13 protein-coding genes are annotated in these 17,075 nt (G+C 57.9%); all 13 read left to right on the top strand.

Features of this window, described 5'->3' with window-relative positions:
• The first annotated feature begins 60 nt into the window (after nucleotides 1-60).
• Entirely contained in the window at nucleotides 61-1,440 is a 1,380-nt protein-coding gene (locus tag CupriaWKF_RS12865) for a phenylacetate--CoA ligase family protein (protein WP_276098245.1), read from the top strand.
• Entirely contained in the window at nucleotides 1,437-3,002 is a 1,566-nt protein-coding gene (locus tag CupriaWKF_RS12860; protein WP_276098244.1) for a polysaccharide deacetylase, read from the top strand. The genes CupriaWKF_RS12865 and CupriaWKF_RS12860 overlap by 4 nt, the downstream gene beginning before the upstream one ends.
• Nucleotides 2,999-4,123, top strand: a complete 1,125-nt coding sequence (gene wecB, locus CupriaWKF_RS12855) for a UDP-N-acetylglucosamine 2-epimerase (non-hydrolyzing) (RefSeq protein ID WP_276098243.1) — start codon at nucleotides 2,999-3,001, stop codon at nucleotides 4,121-4,123. Before CupriaWKF_RS12860 ends, wecB begins: the two co-directional genes overlap by 4 nt.
• Nucleotides 4,116-5,327, top strand: coding sequence for a glycosyltransferase (locus CupriaWKF_RS12850; RefSeq protein WP_276098242.1), 1,212 nt, complete (start codon nucleotides 4,116-4,118; stop codon nucleotides 5,325-5,327). Before wecB ends, CupriaWKF_RS12850 begins: the two co-directional genes overlap by 8 nt.
• Nucleotides 5,324-6,571 (top strand): glycosyltransferase, encoded by a 1,248-nt coding sequence (locus tag CupriaWKF_RS12845; RefSeq protein ID WP_276098241.1) that lies wholly within the window; start codon nucleotides 5,324-5,326, stop codon nucleotides 6,569-6,571. Before CupriaWKF_RS12850 ends, CupriaWKF_RS12845 begins: the two co-directional genes overlap by 4 nt.
• A 146-nt stretch (nucleotides 6,572-6,717) precedes the next feature.
• On the top strand, nucleotides 6,718-7,692 hold the full coding sequence (locus CupriaWKF_RS12840; RefSeq protein WP_276098240.1) for a glycosyltransferase family 4 protein: 975 nt from the start codon (nucleotides 6,718-6,720) through the stop codon (nucleotides 7,690-7,692).
• Entirely contained in the window at nucleotides 7,689-9,857 is a 2,169-nt protein-coding gene (locus CupriaWKF_RS12835; RefSeq protein ID WP_276098239.1) for a glycosyltransferase family 2 protein, read from the top strand. Before CupriaWKF_RS12840 ends, CupriaWKF_RS12835 begins: the two co-directional genes overlap by 4 nt.
• A gap of 6 nt (nucleotides 9,858-9,863) precedes the next feature.
• A complete protein-coding gene (locus tag CupriaWKF_RS12830) occupies nucleotides 9,864-12,407 on the top strand; it encodes a glycosyltransferase (protein ID WP_276098238.1) in 2,544 nt (847 codons plus the stop codon).
• Nucleotides 12,404-13,459: a glycosyltransferase family 4 protein gene (locus CupriaWKF_RS12825; protein ID WP_276098237.1), complete on the top strand. Its 1,056-nt coding sequence runs from the start codon at nucleotides 12,404-12,406 to the stop codon at nucleotides 13,457-13,459. Before CupriaWKF_RS12830 ends, CupriaWKF_RS12825 begins: the two co-directional genes overlap by 4 nt.
• Nucleotide 13,460: 1 nt before the next feature.
• Entirely contained in the window at nucleotides 13,461-14,438 is a 978-nt protein-coding gene (locus tag CupriaWKF_RS12820; RefSeq protein ID WP_276098236.1) for a mannosyltransferase, read from the top strand.
• Nucleotides 14,435-15,076 carry a histidine phosphatase family protein gene (locus tag CupriaWKF_RS12815; RefSeq protein WP_276098235.1) on the top strand — a complete coding sequence of 214 codons (642 nt, stop codon included), beginning with the start codon at nucleotides 14,435-14,437 and terminating at the stop codon, nucleotides 15,074-15,076. The genes CupriaWKF_RS12820 and CupriaWKF_RS12815 overlap by 4 nt, the downstream gene beginning before the upstream one ends.
• Nucleotides 15,076-16,122, top strand: a complete 1,047-nt coding sequence (locus CupriaWKF_RS12810) for a glycosyltransferase (protein ID WP_276098234.1) — start codon at nucleotides 15,076-15,078, stop codon at nucleotides 16,120-16,122. The genes CupriaWKF_RS12815 and CupriaWKF_RS12810 overlap by 1 nt, the downstream gene beginning before the upstream one ends.
• Entirely contained in the window at nucleotides 16,115-17,014 is a 900-nt protein-coding gene (locus CupriaWKF_RS12805) for a hypothetical protein (protein WP_276098233.1), read from the top strand. The genes CupriaWKF_RS12810 and CupriaWKF_RS12805 overlap by 8 nt, the downstream gene beginning before the upstream one ends.
• Nucleotides 17,015-17,075: the final 61 nt, after the last annotated feature.

Below are 17,075 nucleotides of genomic sequence, written 5' to 3'. Positions count from 1 at the left end.
TTGCGGTCGCGGGTATGTGCCAGGCGCCAGCAGTGAGTTGTAAGCCCCAATTGAACCAAGATGCGAGCTGATCATCCTTTGCTCCAGTATGGCGAGACTTTTCTCGCACAGCAGCCGTTGAAACTGGTTAAGGGCATCGTGGGCGGCTATGTTGCCTATCCGATTGCCCATCATATGGAGCGACGCAGTGTGACCGCGAAGGTTGCTGAACTCCGCAACCATTACAAGTTACCGTTCTCGCAACGTCGCGCCTTAGCGTTTGAGCGGTTGCGTGACATCCTGCGCTTTGCTGGCGCAGAGGTGCCGTACTACCGAGATCTGTTCCGGGCGCTCTCATTCGATCCCGACAGGGTCAATGATGTGCGTCAACTCGAGGAGATCCCCTACCTGACGAAGGACATCATCCGAGAGCAAGGCAACCGGTTGCTCTCAAGGCCGCTTGAGGGTGTCCGCCATCACGCTTGCAAGACGGGGGGGTCCACAGGCCTGTCGTGCACAATTTTCTACGATCAGCCCGCGGCCGACCATTCCTCGGCCGTGACGTATTTCGCCCGCCAGGCGATCGGCAAGCGGCGCCATCGTTCGGAGCTGCACTTCGCTTGCCGTTTTCCCAACGATCCAATTCCGCAATGGCCGTCGCGCGAAGACTTCAAATGCTTCGCAATGAACCGCACCAATATCTTCTTCGACCGTATCGATGATGTCGGCCTGGAGGAAATCTGGACAACCCTGAAGCGACGCAAGCCTTATCTCGTGCACGCGCATCCGTCAACGATCCATGCGTTGGCTGCCTATGTTCAACGTCGGTATGGCGGCGGGAAAGCATTCGCCGTGTTCGAGTCGAGCGGCGAGTTGCTCGAGGCAAAGGCGCGCGAACTGATTGCGTCGGCATTGCGTTGCCGCGTGGTGGATCGTTACGGCCTCGCCGAACTCGGCGTGATGGCTTATGAATTGAATGGTTCCGGAGCGGGCTTGCAGGTCCTCGAGTCGGAAGGCTGGCCCGAGAGTCGGCCGGTTTCTGACAACCCTGATGGCGCACATGAACTTGTCTTTACCGGTTTTCGCAACAAGCTCATGCCGTTGATTCGTTATGCCACCGGCGACCTTGCTACCGTTGAAGAGCGTCCTGACGCGTTCGTTCTGACCAACGTCACAGGCCGTATCCATGATGTCGTCCCAATCAACGGTGTCGACTACCCGACTCATCACATTCAGGACATTCTCGATCATCGAGTTGGCGGAATTCAGGAGTTCCAGATCGATTTGCGCACAACGCCACCGACGCTGCGGCTGGTGCTCGAACCGTGGGCTAATCCGGACGAGACTCGGCAGAAACTCAGGACGTTTTGGCCTTCGGGATTCGATGTTGCCTTCGTCGGGCATGAGGACTTCGTGCGCGTAGGGAGCCGCGCAAAGTTCAGGCACGTGGTGACTGCATGATTGGCGTATTGTTCGGGCAACCGTCGAGCACAGCGGGCCGGCTTGTTGCCGCGGCACTGGGCCGATCGGTCAGCCGCACGCAAGTCGCGCTGGCAGGACATGGTGGACTCGATGCCGGTTATCCGATACTGGCTGCTGTCGATTTGGCAGATTCCTGGGGGGACTTGCTGGTCGGATGGCTGCGCGGCGGGAGCCGGAAGCTGATCCTCTTCGGCACGGTTCCCGGTGTATTGGCAGACAGTCTCGGCTGGGCATCCGCAGAATGGCCGGTGTCGCTGCGAGAAGCGAGCCGAAGCCAGTCGGCCCCAAGCCGTGCCTGGCGCGCCAGCGCAGCGACTGTGGCCTATGGCGAGCGAGCCAAAATTCTGGGCGGCGCCAAGTGGGTGCGAGCCTTCGAACGGTTCGATTTCACCGACGAGTGGAATAACTTGGGCTTCGGCGCAATCCGCGCGGATGGTTCGCCCTGGGCAGTGTCTCGTGCGATGGACGCAGGTGCCGATGAAATTGCCGCTGTCAGTGTTGATGGCGTTCGGGCCGGTTCATATGCGGCTTTGGGGGAGTTGGACGACGCGAGCGTGTTGTGGTTCAACCGTCCCGTCGGGCCTTGCGATTCATTCGAATGGCGAATTGTTGAGGCGTTTCTCGCGAACCATCGCGCGGAGACGTTGCCATGCCAACCAGTTTTGAGCGAGATTCCGTGGGGCTACGATGCTGCGATCACATCGCGGCTGGATTGCGACGAGGACGTGGAATCCGCGCGCCCATTGCGGGACGCCTATCTGGAGATGAACGTGCCGTTCAGCCTCGCAGTTCACACGAGCAATCTGTCCGATCCCCGCAACATTCCGCTGCTTCACGAGCTGCTGCGTGAAGGCGGAGCAATTCTGTCGCACACAGCCACGCATGCCCCAAATTGGGGTGGCAGTTACGAGGCCGCGTTGCAAGAAGGCTCGCAGTCGGTTATCCGCATCCGTGAGGCGACAGGACACCATGTGCACTACGCCGTTTCACCGTTCCACCAGTCACCTGGCTATGCGCTTCACGCGCTGGCGGACGTAGGTTATCAAGGTTGCATTGGGGGCATCATCCGCAATGATCCCGAATTCAATCTCGCACGCGGAGGCGAACTTGCCGGGTTGCCGGTCGGCTTCGTCGGTCACAGCCAGCAGTGCATGCTGCACGGCGAATGCATGTTGGCGGAAGGCGATCCGCTGGCGATCTTTAAGCAGGCATTTGATTCTGCCCGGGATGTCGGCACATTGTTTGGCTATCTCGATCATCCGTTCTCCACTCGCTACGCTTATGGCTGGCAGGATGAGCAGACTCGGATTGACACGCATCGCGCACTAATTGCCTATATCCGTCAGTCGAGCGAAAGGCCGCTCTTCCTGAATGAGGATATTGCTATGGACTTCCTGCGCGCCAAGGCGTTGACGCAGGTCGTTGCGAAAGACGATGGCTATAGCATCGCGGCAGCACCGTTGCGTGTCCGCGATCTCGAACTCTCGGTCGAATACAAGGGCCATCGCTTGCAGGTATCAAAGGAGTTGTGGTTGTCATGAAGGTCATGGTCGTCGTGGGCACGCGCCCGGAAGTCATCAAGCTTGCTCCGGTGATTACTGCTCTGCGTCCGCTGGTTGACACTATTGTGTGCAGCAGCGGCCAGCACCGCGAGATGCTCGAGCACGCTATGTCTTTTTTTTCGCTCAAGGCCGATCTGCGGTATGACGCGATGGTTCCCGGTCAGTCACTGAATGCGTTGACTGCGCGTCTGATGGAGCAGTTTGATAGGGCATTGGAGCAAGTGCAACCGGATTGGGTGCTCGTGCAAGGAGACACGACCACGGCGCTATGCGCAGGCTTGGCAGCTTTCCATCATGGGGTCAAGGTCGGGCACGTGGAGGCAGGCTTGCGCACCGGCGACCTTGCGAGCCCGTTTCCGGAAGAGGCGAACCGAAGTCTGCTTGGCCGCATTGCCACGCTGCATTTCGCACCGACGGCGCGCGCGAGAGAGAGCCTTCTTCGCGAAGGTGTTCGCGATGACACGATTGTTGTGACCGGCAATACGGTTGTAGACGCCATTAACGCAGTGCGCCGGAGCTGGGACGTAGCGCCACCGCCGGTGCCGGCAGAGCTTGCTGCGCTGGAGAGCGAAGTCCCTCAGGTTCTCGTGACCTGCCATCGTCGGGAGAATCATGGAGAGGTGTTGCTCGCTATCTGCGGGATGCTCAGACGCCTCTGTGCACGATATCCGGATCATCGGTGGGTGTTCCCGGTTCACTTGAACCCAAAGGTTCGGAAGCCGGTGCTCGAAGAGTTGTCGGGCATTGCGAATCTCGTGCTGCTCGACCCGGTTGACTATCCGACCAGTCTCTATCTGATCAGTAGAAGTGTGCTGGTTGTTAGCGATTCTGGGGGGATCCAGGAGGAGGCCCCCACGTTTGGCGTGCCTACAGTTGTCATGCGCGACGCAACCGAGCGAATGGAAGGTATCGATGCTGGCTATGCGACGTTGGCCGGGCGGTCCGATATCAGCATTGAGCAGGAAGTTATTCGTTGGCTCGAAGAGCCCGCGCGCCGGGCGTCACTGGTGGCCAGAAGCAATCCCTACGGCGATGGTCGCGCCGCGGAGCGGATTGTGGCGAGCCTGACTGGACAACCAATGGAGGCGTTCCTTGGGTAGCCATCAAGCGTCCGGCGCCGTTGGCGATTGCGTGCTGTTCTCGACGGCCGATTGGGACGAGCCATACTGGACCAACAAGCAGCACATGGCGCGCGTTTTTGCGCGTATGGGCTGGCGCGTCCTCTATGTGGAGAGCGTTGGGCTCCGTGCGCCACGCATGGCGAGCCAGCGCGACTGGGGTCGCCTCTGGCGCCGGCTGTGGCGAGGTGTGCAGTCAATATTGATCGGCGCACCCAGGCGCGATAACAATATATGGGTGTTTTCGCCATTAGTGGTGCCGGCGCTTCATCACTGGCCGCTGGTTCGCCGCTTCAATCAGGCATTGCTGAGCATTGGCATTGGGCGCTTCGTGAGCATGCTCGGCTTTAGTAAGCCCCTGGTCTGGACATATCACCCGTTTATGATGGATGCCGTTGGCGCGCTGCAGCGTGGAGCGCTCGTCTACCATTGCGTTGATGACCTGGCTGCTATTCCAGGAGTCGATGTGGACGCATTCAGCACCGCTGAGCGTCGCCTGCTGGCTGGTTGCGATGTGGTGTTCGCCACAGCAATGTCGCTGAAGGAACGATGTGAGCCATTCAATGCTAACACGCACTTTCTTGCCAACGTTGTAGACGCTCAACATTTCGGGAGGGCGCTCGAACCAGGGCAGTTGCCAGCAGAACTGATTGATGTTCCCGAACCGCGTGTCGTTTATCACGGCGTGCTTTCCGACTTCAAGGTTGATTTCAGTCTGCTTCTTGCGGCAGCACGCGCTCGGCCTGACTGGCAGTGGGTCTTCATCGGGGAGGAACGTGAGGGCCAGCGTAGTGAGTTGGTCGCGGAACTTGCGCAACTGGCCAATGTGCATTTTTTGGGTTACCGCAGCTATGCACGATTGCCGGACTACCTTCGCGTCATGCAAGTTGGTTTGCTGCCGTCACTGATTAATGACTACACGAAGTCCATGTTCCCGATGAAGTTTTTCGAGTACCTTGCGGCCGGCCTGCCAGTCGTTTCGACGCCCCTCGCGTTTACCGAGGCACGTTTGAACGGCCTCGAAGTTGGCGCGGATGTCGACAGCTTTATCGCCGCAATTGAAAAGCAGCTTGCACGTGGCAGGTTGAGCTGCGATGAGTCATGTCGTTTCGTCGGCGACAATACCTGGGACGCCCGTACCATCAAGATGCTCGAAACGGTACGCAGTCTGGAGGGTCACGCATGACGCCTGCTTTTTCCCCCCGACGTGCTGGCGCTGGTGGCGCAGCAGCAAGGCCGCTTCGCGTGCTGCACATCTATCGCACTTATTTTCCGGATCCTCCGGGCGGCCTTCAGGAGGCTATCCGGCAAATCGCCCTGTCCTGCTCGGAACGGGGAATCGAATCGCGAATTTTCACCATGTCGCCGACACCGGAGCCGCAATTGGTGAGCTTGCCTGAGGGGCAAGTGGTTCGTGCCAGGTCGTGGGCAGCACCGGCTTCCTGCGATCTCGGTGGGCCCCACTCCCTACTTCGTTTTCGCGAGCTCGAGCGTTGGGCCGATGTGCTTCACTTTCACTTTCCCTGGCCGTTCGGCGACGTGCTGCGCATGCTGGGCCGAAGGAACAAGCCGGCGGTGATGACCTATCATTCAGATATCGTCCGCCAGCGGTACCTGGGGATGCTATACAGGCCGCTAATGCGACGAATGCTCGACTCGATGGACGCGGTCGTCGCGACGTCCCCCACATATGCACGCACGAGCCCTGTGCTCGGGGCGATGGTGAAAAAGGGGCTGCTGCATTCGATTCCGCTTGGTATCGGGGATTATGCAAATACGACGCCCACATCGAACGACGCGGCGTTGCTTGAGCGCTTTGGAATTGATGACGATTGCGCCGGCGCCCCGGTTTTCCTGGCGCTGGGGGTGCTTCGCTACTACAAGGGCCTTCACACGCTAATAGAAGCCGCACGCGATGTGCCGGCAAGGATAGTGATCGCAGGATCCGGCCCCGAAATGGAACGCCTGAAGGCGCTGGCGGTGCAGCATCGCGCCGAGCGGGTTGTATTTGCCGGACAGGTTTCCGACGCGGAGAAGATCGCACTATTGCGCCGTTGCCGTGCACTCGTGCTGCCATCGCATCTTCGATCAGAAGCTTTCGGCATGGTACTAGTTGAAGCTGCGATGTTCGGAAAGCCAATGGTTTGTTGCGAGGTAGGAAGTGGCACATCGTTCGTGAATGAGCATGGCGTGACCGGCCTTGTGGTTCCGCCGGAGGCACCCGTTGAACTTGCCGCGGCGCTGCGCCGGTTGCTGGCTGATTCGGAATCCGCCGCGAAGATGGGCGAGGCCGCGCGCGAACGATATTTGCGCTTGTTTTCAGGCGCGGCGCTTGGCAAGGCTTATGACGATCTATATCGGAAGGTCGCTCAGACGCGTTACGTCGCGCACAGGTTCACTGATGCAAGCGGGGCAGAGGGCTCATGTTGACCAGCGATGCCGAACATTCGGCAAGCCTGACTGTGATGTCGGCGGCGGGTGCGGAGGCTGCTCAGACTGACGGAACCGGCTGTGTGCACCATGCAATCAAAAGCGCGTGACCCGCGTGGTCGCTGCCGCGGTGAAGAGTACTACGAATGAAGGCACTATTTACGACCTATCCAATGGCATTCCACACTCCTGGCGGTGGGGAAATCCAGTTGCTGGCATACCAACGCAACCTTCCGCGCTTTGGTATCAACGTCACGTTGTTTGACCCCTGGAATCCACGCTTCCTCGATCACGAACTGGTTCATTTCTTTTCGTGTGTGGGCGGGTCCGTCCATTACTGCAATTTTGTCCGGCAACTGGGCTTGCCGCTGGTCGTGTCCTCCAGCTTGTGGGTTACCGAAGAGACCGCACACCTGTATCCGATGGCCGAGATCGCACACCAGTTTTCGTTGGCCGATCGTGTCATCGCGAACTCCGAGATTGAATGCGACACGCTCGCGCGCGTATTCGACCAGCCCCGCGAACGCTTTGTCTCTGTGCTCAACGGTGTAGAGCCGATGTTCTATGAGGAGGTTTCGCCTGATCTGTTCCGCGAGCATTTCGACATTGGCGGTGCCTTTGTGCTCAATGTAGGGAATATTGAGCCGCGCAAGAACCAGCTTTCGCTGGTGCGGGCGATGAAAGCTTTCCCGGAGCGCAAGCTCGTTCTGATTGGCCATCAGCGCGATCCGGCCTACGCTCGCCAATGCCTGGAGGAAGGCGGCAACCAGGTGGCCTATTTAGGCCCCCTCCCACATGATTCCCTGCTGTTGCGCTCGGCCTATGTGGCATGTGATGTGTTCTGCCTGCCAAGTACGCTTGAAACACCTGGCCTGGCTGCCCTGGAGGCCTACGCAGCGGGCTGCCGTATTGCTGTGACCCAAGTTGGGTCGACATTTGAGTATTTCGGCGACGACGTGGCCTATCTGGATCCGAACGATACCCAGAGTATCGTTCGGGCGCTCCTCGCCGCCATCGGCGGTTCACTCGGATACAGCCAGCATACCGCAACGCGGGACTTTCGCTGGTCTGCTGTGCTCGAACCCATGGCGACAATCTATAGCTCTGTGATCAAGAAATGAAATTCCAACTGAAAGCATTCAGGAACGTCGAGTCCGCCACGGAACCCGCGTTCCAGTGGCAGGCAATCACCGGAGATCCTCAATTCCTGATAGAGGGCTGGGAGCAAATGCGAGAGCACGTGGTGCGGTTCTCATTCAGGCTCGCCACCAAACACCTGCGCCGTTCACCTTGCGTGCTCTATGTGGATGTCGGTGCGGGGCTGTCTGAACAGGGTGCTATCTACTTTAATGTTGATCCGGATGGTTTCGTGGATCAGGAGATTGCTTTCCCTGCGTCGCTGAATGGCTTGCGCTTCGATGCGGTCTCCCATCCGGGCTTGTTCTCGGTGCTCGATCTGCGTATCGAGATTGTCGGCGGAGCCAATCAAGCCTGCTCCGACTCACGGCGCATAGTTGTGACGGATGACAGTACTGGCGATGGCTCGAACTGGGCGGGCAATCAGGTTGAGCTGAGCTATGAGCGCTGGATCGAGAACAATGAGCCGTCGCCATCCAACTTTCCGCGCTATCGCGAAGGCGCTGCGAATTGGCCCCATCAGCCACTGATCAGCATTGCAATGCCGGTCTACAACACGCCCGAGCAATGGCTTCAGAAGGCGATCGAGTCCGTTGTCGCGCAGGTCTACGATCGCTGGGAGCTTTGCGTCGCAGACGACAGTTCGACCGAACCACATGTTCGCGAAATGCTCGACGCCTATGCCGCTCGCGATTCGCGCATTAAGGTGACCTACCGCGAAACCAACGGTCACATTAGTGCGGCAAGCAATACCGCACTCGAGATGGCTACGGGCGAGTACATCGGCCTGCTGGATCATGACGACGAATTGCATCCGCTTGCGCTGTTCCACATGGTCGAGGCGATCAACGCCAGGCCGGATGCAGTGCTGATCTACAGCGACGAGGATAAGATTTCCGTAGATGGTGTCCGCTCGGAGCCTTACTTCAAGTGCGATCTCAATTATGCGCTCTTCCTGAGCCAGAACATGATCTGCCACTTCTCTGTCTACAAGGCTGCCGCATTGCGTGAAGTGGGAGGGTTCCGCGTAGGCTTCGAGGGTGCGCAGGATTACGACTTGTCGCTGCGCGTGATGGATGCCTACGGCCCGCAAGCCGTGCTCCATGTACCGAGGGTCTTGTATCACTGGCGACTGATTCCACAGAGCACAGCGTCAAGCCACGAGGTCAAGCCTTATGCGTCGAATGCTGCGCAGCGCGCGATCGGCGAGCATCTCGTACGCATAGGCGTGTCGGGCACGGTAGAGCCCGCACCGCGAGCGAGCGGCTTTAACAAGGTTGTCTATTCCCTGCCGGAAGAGTTGCCACGCGTGGAGATCATCATCCCGACGCGCGATGCCGCAGTTCTCGTGCGCCAGTGTGTCGATTCGATACGCGAGAAGACTACGTACGAGAACTATGTGATCACGATCATCGACAACGGCTCGACCGAGCAGGCGACATTCGACCTGTTTGCATCCTATGCCGGTGACGCACATATCCGCGTTTCACGCGACGAGTCACCTTTTAACTATTCGAGAATCAATAACCGCGTAGCGTTGGCGAGCAAGGCGGACTTCATCTGCCTGATGAATAATGATATCGAAGTTATTGCCACGGACTGGCTTACCGAGATGGTGTCGTTAGCGTTTCAGGACAAGGTCGGGGCGGTAGGCGCCAAGCTGCTCTATCCCGATGATACGGTTCAGCACGCCGGCGTGATCGTCGGGTTGGGTGGTGTGGCCGGGCATTCGCACAAGCACTCGCCGCGCCACGCCCCTGGTTATTTCTATCGGACACTGCTACGCAGTGACATGAGCGCCGTAACGGCCGCCTGCCTGCTGATTCGTACTTCGATTTACAAGGAAGTTGGCGGTCTCGACGAGCAATTGGAAGTCGCATTCAACGATGTTGACTTCTGCCTACGTGTGCAGCAGGCAGGCTATCGCAATGTGTGGACGCCGTATGCCGAGCTCTATCATCACGAATCGGCGTCGCGCGGATATGAGGATACGCCCGAGAAGAAGGCGCGCTTTGACCGCGAGATTGCGTTCGTCAAGTCTCGCTGGGGTGAGAGACTCCTGAATGACCGCTGCTATTCCCCAAATCTCACTCTGGATTCTGAAGATTTCGCGATTGCTATGTATTCGCGCGTCCCCGGATCAAACTGAACCCACATGGCGTCAAACATTACCGGTTGGCTTGCCGAATACCGACATCCCCTCGAAAGTGCACCGTTCGCGTTGCCAAGCGCGATCTATTTCCTAATTAAATTCCGGGCTGACCTTGCGCAGTTTGAAAGTCGCACCGTTCGTGGGCGGATGGAACTGTATTTCTGGTGGAAGGCGCTCGGCCGAAAGGACTATCCGGACTTCGATTGGGAACTCCGCGAACAAGACGTGACCTTTCTGCGTCAATTCGATGGCAAGACTTTAATAGAGCAATTTCCGGAGAGCGTAGCGCTATGGCTACGCAGTTCGGAACCGGATGTTCTTGAGCCGGAGCCGCTGATTCTCGCGTTGAGCGAGCGTCGCCCCATCGCCGGTAGCGGCATGGAAGAGTTCCCGCGTTTTCTGGACCTGATCATCAACAGCCGGCCGGACTTGTTCCGGACATTGGATCTGTCCACATTTGCCGGTCAACTTGCGGCAATGAATTGGTGGGAATCGCATGGACGCGACGAGTACCCGCGCCTCAATTGGACGTCGACTTCGATATGGCGACACCTAAATGAGCCTGCCGGAGTTCCGACGGCGCTGGGGATGCCTGCGCCTCGATTTCTTCCGCTGCTTCTTGCCGAACGGCCAGACCTCAAGCCTGCACTAACGATGAACACGCTGCTTGGCATGTTCGCATGTGTGGAGTGGTGGGAGCGGCATGGAAAGCAAGAGTATCCTCGTCTCAGTTGGTCCACTGCGGGCATCTGGACCGGGATGAATGAGATCGATAGCATCGATTCACAGACGGGGCTGCGACTACCCCGTTTTCTCAAAGCTCTGTTGGCCGAACGTACGGACTTACCGATTTCCATGACAACGAACTCCCTGAGGGGGCTGTTCGAATGCGCGAACTGGTGGGAGCGCCATGGCCGACTTGAGTATTCGAAACTCGCTTGGAGCACAGGGCCTCTTTGGAACTATCTGAGTCGGGTGGTTGAAGACACGACGGCTGTTTTGAGACTGCCGCGTTTCCTGAGTGTTCTCATTGATCTGCGTGCCGATTTGCGGAACACGATGCATACAGATACAGCGAGTGGGCAGTTGGCGTGCTACGAATGGTGGAACAGTCACGGCCGCAATGAATATCCGATGCTCGAATGGTCGAACGCCGGCCAATGGGAGCAGTTGCTAGAGCCATATCAGGCGGATGATATCCCCACGCCGTTGCCCAAATTTCTGTATGCGATGTGGCGTGAGCGTATGGACTTACAAGCCGCTTTCGATCTAAGGGGCAAGGAAGGCGTGAGCGGACTCGTGCATTGGTGGCAGAGTACCGGACGGGGAGAGTACAACGCATTGGCTGGTGCAGATATTCAGTTCGACAACCAGCGGGGTCAGTATGTAGCAATGGCCACGCAGCGCCTCGGTGCATTTCCTCTTGGCGTCAATATTATTGGCTTTCCTCAGGGCTCACTTGGTTTGGGCGAGGACGCGCGAACTGCTGCGCGGGTGTTCGAACGACTGCAGATTCCGGTGGTGCTTGTTAACGCGCCAATGGTGGGACCGGCAAAGCGAGACCACTCCGCCGATCATTTGCTCAGCGCCGATCTGCGCTATGGCGTGACCCTGTTCTGTCTGCCGCCACCGGAGATGGTTCGTCTTGCGCTCGAAGGCGGCCGCCGTATCATCGATTCCAATACATACAAGATTGGAGCATGGCCATGGGAGTTGCCCCATTGGCCCCAGGCGTTTGGCCAGGTGCATGGCTTTGTGGACGAAATTTGGGCACAGAGTCGATTCGTCGAGGCGGTCTATAAGCGTCTTGGTCATTCGCGCGTTGTCCACATGCCGATGGCCGTTGAGATTCCAAAGCCAGTAAATCCGAATCGTCGGCGTTTTGAGATGGCTGAAGATCGCTTTCTGTTCTATCTGATGTTTGACGGCAACTCCTGGCTCAGCAGGAAGAACCCGATAGCGGGCGTACAGGCTTTCCAGAAGGCATTCGGTTCGGACAGCGAACCAGTCGGCCTTGTGATCAAGGCAATGAACGTGCGTGACTCGGATCCGACCTGGCAAGATGTCCTACGGATGGCGGAAGCAGATCCACGCATTCAGATCGTATCGGAACATATGAGCCGACAGGATTCAGTCGATTTCATGGCCACTTGCGATGCATACATCTCGCTTCACCGAAGCGAGGGATTTGGGCGGGTGATCGCCGAAGCCATGGGTCTGGGCCAACCGGTCGTAGCGACCAATTTTTCCGGCAATGTCGATTTCTGCGATCAGCAGACTTCGTACCTTGTGGACGGAGAACTCGTTCCGTTGCATGCTGGCGAGTATCTGTTCAGTGAAGGCCAGTACTGGTGTGATCCAGACGTATCGGTCGCCGCTCAGCAGCTTCGCCGCCTTTATGAAAATCCCAAGGAGCGAGCGCGCATTGCGGCTGCTGGTCAAGCGCGCATCAAAGACAGTTACTCGCTTGCCGCGGTCGCACGCGCTTACGAGACGCGCTTGAAAGCCATCGTTGCGGAAGGTGGAGTACTAGGGGAGCAGCAATGAGGCTGATGATCTGCGCTATCGACATCTTTGTCGGAGACGCCGTTGGCAATCACTGCCTCGGTATTGCGCGTTGCGCGCAGCGGTCGGGCTGGGAGGTGCGGTTGTACGCGCGCAATTTCGATATTGGCGTCGCGGATATTCGCCCAATAAGTGCCTTGTTCGACGAGATCGCACCTGAGGATATATTGCTGGTGAGCTATTCCATTGTCGATCCGCAGCTCGACAGGCTGCTGGCGCTTCCGAATCGAAAGGCCTGCTATTTTCATGGTGTCACGGATCCGGCGTTGCTTCGCGAATTCGAACCAGTGACGGCCGAGTATTGTGAGCAAGCGATTGCGCAGCTACCCAAGCTTGTGGATTTCGATCTGGTAGTCGCGAATTCCGCATATATCGCTGGAGGATTGGCGCCATATATGGATTTGGGCGCGATCGAAGTTATTCCACCGGTCTTCGCGGACCTCCCAGCATTTGCAGTAGAATGCGCGCCGCGCCATGAAAATGGGCGTTTTAATATGCTGGCACTTGGACGGGTGGTGCCGCACAAGCGGATCGAGGACTCTATCAGGGTATTGGCGTGCGCTGTGACCGATGGCCTCGATGCGACGCTTTCCATTGTTGGTACGGCGCCGAATCATGAGTATACGAAGTCACTGCTAAAGCTCTCCAGGGATCTAGATGTGCTTGCTCGCGTCGATTTTACAGGCATGATCGACGATGCAGATATGCTGTCGAGCTACGACAAAGCATCGATTCTCCTGTCGATGAGTCGTCATGAGGGGTTCTGCATTCCAGCGCTTGAGGCGATGTACCGGGGCATTCCCGCCGTTGTGAGGGCGGGACATGCAGCGGCGGAGGTCGTGGGCGATACAGGCTTGGTCGCGGATGTCGACGCCACGCCAGATCGGATCGCCGAATCGATCCTGTCGCTGCGTCGAGGGGAACAGTGGCGCGAGTTGCAGCGGCGTGCACGGGCGCGTGCCGAGGGCATTTTGAATGCTTGCAACGACGAGCGCTGGTCCACGCTCTTGAACACAATTGGACAACGAGCTTAAGATGAATTCCCCACCCAAGATACTGGTCACGACGTACCACTCCGCCTTCTTGGTCCGGGGTGGTGGCGAGTTTGAGATAGTTAGTTTGGTCGACAGCTTGAAGAAGCAGGGCTATATCGCTGATATATACGGTCCGTTTTCGCAGTCGCTTGACCGCTATGATGTCGTGCTCCATTTCTCCGTCCATGGCGGTGGACTTGAGTTGCTCCGTTCTGTGGCAGCAGCGGGTAAGCCGATTGTCCTGTGGCCGAACCTATGGGCCGACGAACTGCATCCGCCGCCAAGCGGTTTGATTGCTGAACATGTGGCGCTTGCCAAAGTCATCGTTTTCAAATCGATCGCTGAGAAGGAGCATTTTTGCTCGCGCTATGCGGTGCCAGAGGGGAAGATTCGCTTTGTACCGGCGGGTGTCGACCAGATCTTTTCCAAGAATGCGCCGGACCGACTATTCCGCACAATGTACGGACTTGAGAAGTATGGCATCTGGTTTGGTGTGATTGAGCCTTCTAAGAACCAGCTAACCGCTATACGCGCGCTTCGGGACTGTGGCATGCCACTTGTGTTCGTCGGACGCTATCGAGACCGTGAGTACTACAACGCCTGCCGGCGCGAAAGCCCATCGAACTTTCTGTTTATTGAAGGATTGCCTTACCGATCCGAGGTGATGCGGGCCGCGCTCCAGGAATGTAGTTTTTATGTCGAAGTCTCCAAAGAGCCGCCGGGACTGTCGGCAATAGCTGCGGGCCTGTCGGGTTGCCGGCTGGTGCTGACCAAATCAGACTGGGCGCGTGAGCATTTCGACAGTTTTGCTCAATTGGTGGATCCCGACTCGACCGAGTCAATCCGCGAGGGCGTTGAGGCCGCCATTCGTGCTCCCGCACAAACCGATGTGCAACGCGAACATCTTCGCCGGCACTGCCTGCCTGCGGCAATCGTACCGTTGCTGGATGTTTTCAATGAGGTGGTTGAGGCGCCATGAGGCTTTATTTGTTCCGACACGGCCTGTCTGAAGCCAATATCGCGCGGCGCGTGACGGGTACGCCGGAAGACCCCTTGTCTGCCCAGGGCGTGAATCAGGCGCGCGCAATGGCGCCATGGATCGAGGCCGCTGCGATTTGCCCCGACCGCTTCCTGACTAGTCAGTGGAGGCGTGCGCAAGAAACCGCGAGGCTTCTGTTCCCGACGGCCGAGTGGGAAATCGATCCCCGGCTCGGCGAAACCGACGCCGGCGCGGTTGCCAATGCGCCACTTGACAGTTTTTTGCACGACTATCCCGATTTCTACTCGGACTATCGTAATGCCTATCCGGGCGGCGAGTCGCATGCCACCTTGAACGAGCGGGTGCTTGACTGGCTTCATTCATTGCGCGTGCAGGGCATATCCGATACCGCGGCAAGCGAGATCGCTGTCGTCTCGCACTCCGGGCCAATCGCCTGCTTGCTCCAGCAGGCGCTTTCGATCGGGATGGAGAGATTTCCGGCATTACTGCCGGCTCATGCGAGCCTCACCATACTGGACTGGAACGTGGGTTCCGACTTGCCGGTGCTACGTGGGTTCTCGTTGATGCCGCCTGAAGCGCTGGCTTCCATGTCCATGAGCAGTGCGAGGAAAGGCTAATGATGAAAGTCCTTGCGCTACAGCGCGTATCCCATGTCGCCGCTGATGCGCTCTCGCTATCAGTTGAGGCGCGGATGACTGAGACGCTTGACTTCCTTTCCGACAAGGGTATGTTGACATTCGCCGCGATCGCGGAGAACCATGAGCGAGTCGATTCCGCACTCGAATGGGCTGATGCGCTGACCCTGAGCAAGCACAGTTCGCCGGCGGCCGTTGCCGTGGCGCGCCGTGCACGGGAGAGAGGAGTACGCATTGTCTATGATGTTGATGACTGGATTTTCTCGTTCCCTTCGTACAGCAACGCGACCAAAGTTGCCAAACAACTCGACGGTATCCGCGAGTTGATGTCACTGGCAGATGTCGTGACGGTGGCCAATCAGAACTTGCTCGATCACATTGGAGAGTATTGCGCCCGGCCGATCCTGATGCCGAACGGCATGTACGTCGAGAAGTATATTGCGGAGAACCACGCGGGTGCGGTCCGCGAACTGCAACCGCCACGCATCGTATTCACCAACGCGGACCTGATCAAGGTCAACAATAGCAAGGCCGTGCTGTTGCGCGTGCTGCAAGACTTCTTCCATCAGCATCCGGATTACTTGCTTGATTTCTACGGAGATCCGTTCCCCGAGATCTTCTCGCTTCCATTTCTGCACTACACAAGTCGAAAGCAATATCCGGACTACGTGCAGGCGCTGATCGCGGGTGGCTACGTTTTCTCGATCACCCCGCTTGGAGGGGCGGAAGACCCTGACAGCCTGTTCTTCAATAGCTGCAAGAATCCGTTCAAGTACCTGAACTATGGCACGGCTCGGGTGCCTGGCATCTATTCGCGCAGCCCGATCTATGAGGACTGCGTCAAAGACGGCGAAACAGGCCTGCTGGTCGACAATACCTACGAGAGCTGGCTCGATGCGATGGAGCGGATGGCCGCTGACGCGAGCCTGCGCAACAGGATCCGGGGCGATGCATTCGACGATGTCTGCCGTTCACACCACATCAGTCGCAGCGCTGAGATTCTTCTTGCTTTGCTAGGCAATGGTTGAGTATCAATCCATAGCGGCGAGCGCCGGCCAGGTCGGACTGTACGAGCCGCTCTATCGACCGGATCAGGTTTCGTCGAGTGACTTGTTGATTCCGCTGGAGATGCGTGACAACTCACGGCCGGACTGGCGCGAATTTGCAATTCTTGTATCGATGTACAAGCAGGGCATTCATCGACGGCACGCAGCGACAGGGCTCATTTCGCCAAAGTTCGGCCTCAAGTCGCGCGTTGGCCTTGAGTCATTTGTTGCATTCGTCCACGCCCATGTGGGAGATGACGTCAGTTTCGTCAATCCATTCCCCCAGCTCGCTTATTGGTCCTATAACGTGTGGATGCAGGGGGAGCACGCGCATCCAGGCCTGGGCGCAGCCGCACAGGCGCTGCTTGACAAGGTTGGCATTGGCTGGCCGCTTTCCAGCGTGCCGCGTCACGGTCAAGCAACGCTTGCTTACTGCAATTTCTGGGCAGGCTCGCCAGAGTTCTGGGAGCGCTACGTAGGCGGTGTTCTCGTTCCCATCGCGGAGTTTCTGGAAGACGCACCTGGCGATCCCGTCGCACAGGCCGTGATGCGCGATACCACGCACACTGATCCGGCGCCGCTGCTGCCGTTCATTGTCGAGCGGCTGTTCAGTACATTTCTTTCGCTTCATCCCGAATGCAAGGCGAGTGCTGTGCCGATCGAGTTCGAGGACGCGCTCGCTCATTGTGTGGACGAGTTCGAGCGTGTCATCGTCCGGTACATGCGTCAGCCCGTTGAATTCGCGGATGCCTCGGGCAAACCATTTGGTGGCGATCTACTCCGGCAGATGGATGCAATGTGTGCACTTTGGCAGCAGCACTTTCGTGATCTTTACTCGTTGGTACCACATCCTCATACAGGACGAACGATTTGATCGAGTTCCTTGTGAGCGCCTGTTCTTGCAGCGCATGCCTGAGGGCGCGTAGGTGCTGACT

It is taken from the genome of Cupriavidus sp. WKF15 (assembly GCF_029278605.1).
In the GTDB taxonomy this organism is placed as follows: Bacteria; Pseudomonadota; Gammaproteobacteria; order Burkholderiales; family Burkholderiaceae; genus Cupriavidus.
The sequence above is the reverse complement of the archived record's forward strand: the minus strand, read 5'-3'. Positions and strand labels throughout refer to the sequence as shown.